Below are 3827 nucleotides of genomic sequence, written 5' to 3' on the forward strand. Positions count from 1 at the left end.
CGCAGCTATATTGAGCAAGCGGACGGGGCTCTTGGGGTGTTGCTGCGGGTATTAAACGATGTACTCGACTTTTCGAAAATGGAGGCGGGTAAGCTTAATTTAATTCCACAGCCAGTGGATGTAGCACGCTTAGCTGAAGAGATCATCAGTTTAGTGCAGTTTGACGTATCGGTTAAATCGTTAGCGCTAACGCTAGAGTATGATAAAAGTACACCGTTAGTGGTCAGTACCGACCCGATACGGTTAAAACAAATTTTGCTCAACTTAGTCAATAACGCGATTAAATTTACCGCTCACGGCAGCATTAGCGTTAAAATTTGGCAGTCTAAAACCAGCCTCTTTGTCAGTGTTGCGGATACCGGTATTGGTATTAGCAGCGCGGTGCAAGAAAAACTATTTATACCCTTTTCGCAAGCAGATAATTCCACGTCGCGCCAATATGGTGGCACAGGCTTGGGCTTAAGTATTTGTAAAAAGCTGGTTGAGTTAATGGGCGGCACTATTGCTGTTAGCAGTGGTGTGGGGCAGGGCTCTACATTTACTATTAGCTTACCGCTCAATACGCCACTCACCAAAAAGCAGCATAGCCAAGCCAGCTATCACGAGGGCGATATTGCAGCCCTAACATTGGTGGGTTATAACATACTGCTAGTAGAAGATAACCCGTTAAATCAACACGTAGCGAGCGCCATGTTAAAAACTAAAGGGTGTATTACTGCAATTGCTAATAATGGCCTTGAAGCCATAGAGATGCTTAGCGAACAGAGCTACGATATAGTGTTGATGGATATTCAAATGCCGAAAATGGATGGCTTACAAGCCACCAAAGTGATCCGCAATGAGCTTGGCATGTTCGATTTGCCTATTATTGGCTTATCGGCGAATGCCCATGCAGCCGATATAAAAAAAGCCGCACATTGCGGTATGAATGATTATATTACTAAACCCATTGAGGCCAATGTGCTCTTTAAAACAGTTTGGCATTATTTATCACGCTTAGAAAATTAGCCGAGATTATTTTTCTAAATTAAAGCAGACATATGACCGCTAAAATAGACTTTAAATACACTAAACTTGAAGTATCACTTAATTTGCGTATTATGCGCGCAATTTTAACTAAATCGAGTTGCTATTATGATCAATAGAAAATTACCTTTGCTAGATATCCATCGTCACTTAGATGGAAATGTAAGAGCACAAACCATATTAGAACTTGGTCGTCAGTTTAATATTGCGTTACCGGCCGATAACGTGACCGCGTTAATTCCCCACGTACAAGTAATCGATCCTGAGCCTAACCTGATGGCGTTTTTGCAAAAATTAGATTGGGGGGTGGCGGTACTCGGTGATTATGATGCATGTAGACGCATCGCGATTGAAAATATTGAAGACGCACAAGCACAAGGACTCGATTACGTTGAGCTACGTTTTAGCCCTTACTATATGGCACAAAGCCAAGGTTTACACCCGCAAGGCGTGGTAGAGGCGGTGGTTGATGGCATTAAATCAGCCAGTAAAGGGAGTCAGGTAAAAGCGAACTTAATTGGTATTTTATCGCGCACCTATGGTGAAAAAATATGTCAGCAAGAGCTCGAGGCGTTACTGGCATTTAAAAATGATTTAGTCGCAGTTGATTTAGCCGGCGACGAAATAGGCTTTCCCGGTGAACTGTTTGTAAAACACTTTAAACAAGTGCACGACGCATACTTAGCCGCTACCATACATGCCGGTGAGGCGCTAGGCGCAGCAAGTATTTGGCAAGCCATTAATGAATTAGGCGCCAGCCGAATTGGCCATGGTGTAAAAGCGATTGAAGATGCAAAGCTAATGGATTATTTGCGTGATAAGCGCATTGGTATTGAATCGTGCTTAACCAGTAATATTCAAACTAGCACGGTGGCTGAGTTAGCAAACCACCCGCTGAAACGATTTTTAGATCATGGTATTTTGGCCTGTATTAACACCGATGATCCAGCCGTTGAAGGTATTGAAATTGAGCATGAATATACCGTTGCAGCGCCACAAGCCGGGTTGTCACCCGCTGATATTGAAAAGGCCCAAGCGAATGCGTTAGAAATAGCTTATTTGAGCTATGACGATAAAAAAGCACTGTTAGCAGCGGCAAGCGCGCGCCAATAAAACCCCTTAGTAATCAAAAATGCCGCTGTGTTAATAGCGGCATTTTTTACAGCTTAAATATGGGTTTGGCAGTTAACGTAATTATCGTAAAGTGCTTTCAGAATATCGGCGCGGCTGATCATGCCAATCACTTTTTCACCGTCTACCACGGGATAATTTTTCGGCTTACCGGGTTTCATTTGCTCAGCAAGTTCAATAATGTTGGTATCGCCGTGCACCGTCACCACTTCGGTTTGCATCAATTGCGATACTCTCACCATACCATCACAAAAATAACTGCTTTGCATTAGTGGTTGCAGTAACTCTTGCTCAGAGATAAAGCCCACTAAAAATTTATTGTTATCAAAGACCGGCGCACCGAGTAGTTTAAACTTTTGTAGTTCAGCAATCGCCGTGGTCATTTCGGTGTCGGGGGTAATATTGGGCAACTTGTGTTGCATAAAATCTTTTACTTTTGTATTTAGCATTTGCGTCTCTCCCGCTGAATGTTCTATACAAAGTATGGTTTATAGATTGGATTTTAGGAAATAGTTTATGTTGATGAAATTGATAGAAAATACCAATCGATATTAAATGGCGCTGTAATTCTATAAATAGCCCCAAAGCCAATAGCGTGCATCGCAAAATTAGGATAAGGGGCTGGTGTGTTTATTTATTAAATAAATGCAAATGCATCGGCGTACATGTTTTCACGAATGGCACCGGCGTTATTAATAAAGTCATCGCGTACCACACCCATCATGTCAAAACGACCCGCCATATAAATATCGTACGGTGCCAGAGAAACGATATCGTGCATTACCGCTTTGTGTACAAAGCCGGTATGACCTTGCCAGTTTGCCGATGGGTTTTCTACAACCGGAATAAATTTGAAGTTTTCGCGGCTGTCAGCCCAAGCTTGCATTTCTTGATGTGCATAGAGCGCCGATTCTTCTTTGACACCCCAATAAAATAATACCGGGCGATCGCAGTTAATTTCAGCTAAGTGCTCGGCAATAGATTTTGCATACGAGAACCCAGTACCACCGGCTAATAAAATAATCGGTCGATCGCACTGTAAACGTAGCTGAGAGATACCTAAACCGGCTTCAATATCAACTAACTGTTGCTTATTGTGGGCATTACGTAAATGCTCAAGCGACTGCATGGCGTAGGAATCAGCAGCGGATGCGCCAATATGTAGTTCTATTTCATCACATTGTGAAGGGCGGTTTGCAATCGAAAATGCACGCTTGTCTTTTTCGCCTAGCACTAGCTGCATATATTGACCCGCTTCAAACGTAACCGGTTGTTGTGGTTTTAAAATTACTTTATGAACAAATTCTGTAAGTGGGCTGATAGCTACAACTTCAGCTTTTAATATTTGCATTTTTTACCTTTTAGCAGCGCTTGTTACAGCAGATATGCACTCGAATGCGCTGAGTTTAGCATATCTGCGGGTTTATTTTATAGCCTATTGGTCTAGCATATTAGAGAATGTTCAGGCTTTGCCATATATCATCGACGCGATCTTGAGTGGCTTTATCCATGACGATAGGCTCGCCCCATTCACGCGTTGTTTCACCCGGCCACTTATTGGTTGCATCCATGCCCATTTTTGAACCAAGCCCAGATACCGGGGAAGCAAAGTCTAAATAGTCGATTGGAGTATTTTCAATAAGCGTCGTATCGCGCGCAGGATCCATGCG

General features: G+C 42.8%; 4 protein-coding genes and 1 pseudogene. 2 read left to right on the forward strand and 3 right to left on the reverse strand.

The features are described 5' to 3' along the window. On the forward strand, positions 1-1008 hold a 1008-nt coding region (locus ABYB02_RS15410), incomplete at its 5' end, for an ATP-binding protein (RefSeq protein WP_372763288.1). 126 nt (positions 1009-1134) lie between these two features. Continuing rightward, positions 1135-2139, forward strand: coding sequence for an adenosine deaminase (gene add, locus ABYB02_RS15415; RefSeq protein ID WP_372763289.1), 1005 nt, complete (start codon positions 1135-1137; stop codon positions 2137-2139). A gap of 53 nt (positions 2140-2192) precedes the next feature. Here the strand turns inward: add and ABYB02_RS15420 are convergent, their stop codons facing one another. The 3 genes and pseudogenes from ABYB02_RS15420 to ABYB02_RS15430 all read right to left on the reverse strand — a co-directional run. Then, entirely contained in the window at positions 2193-2606 is a 414-nt protein-coding gene (locus ABYB02_RS15420; RefSeq protein WP_372763290.1) for a CBS domain-containing protein, read from the reverse strand. A 188-nt stretch (positions 2607-2794) separates the two neighbouring features. Further along, a complete protein-coding gene (gene fre / locus ABYB02_RS15425) occupies positions 2795-3508 on the reverse strand; it encodes an NAD(P)H-flavin reductase (protein WP_372763291.1) in 714 nt (237 codons plus the stop codon). Positions 3509-3608: 100 nt separating this feature from the next. Next, positions 3609-3827 (reverse strand): annotated as a pseudogene (locus tag ABYB02_RS15430) (3-octaprenyl-4-hydroxybenzoate decarboxylase); the annotation flags it as partial.

It is taken from the genome of Pseudoalteromonas sp. (assembly GCF_041613455.1).
Lineage (GTDB): Bacteria > Pseudomonadota > Gammaproteobacteria > Enterobacterales > Alteromonadaceae > Pseudoalteromonas.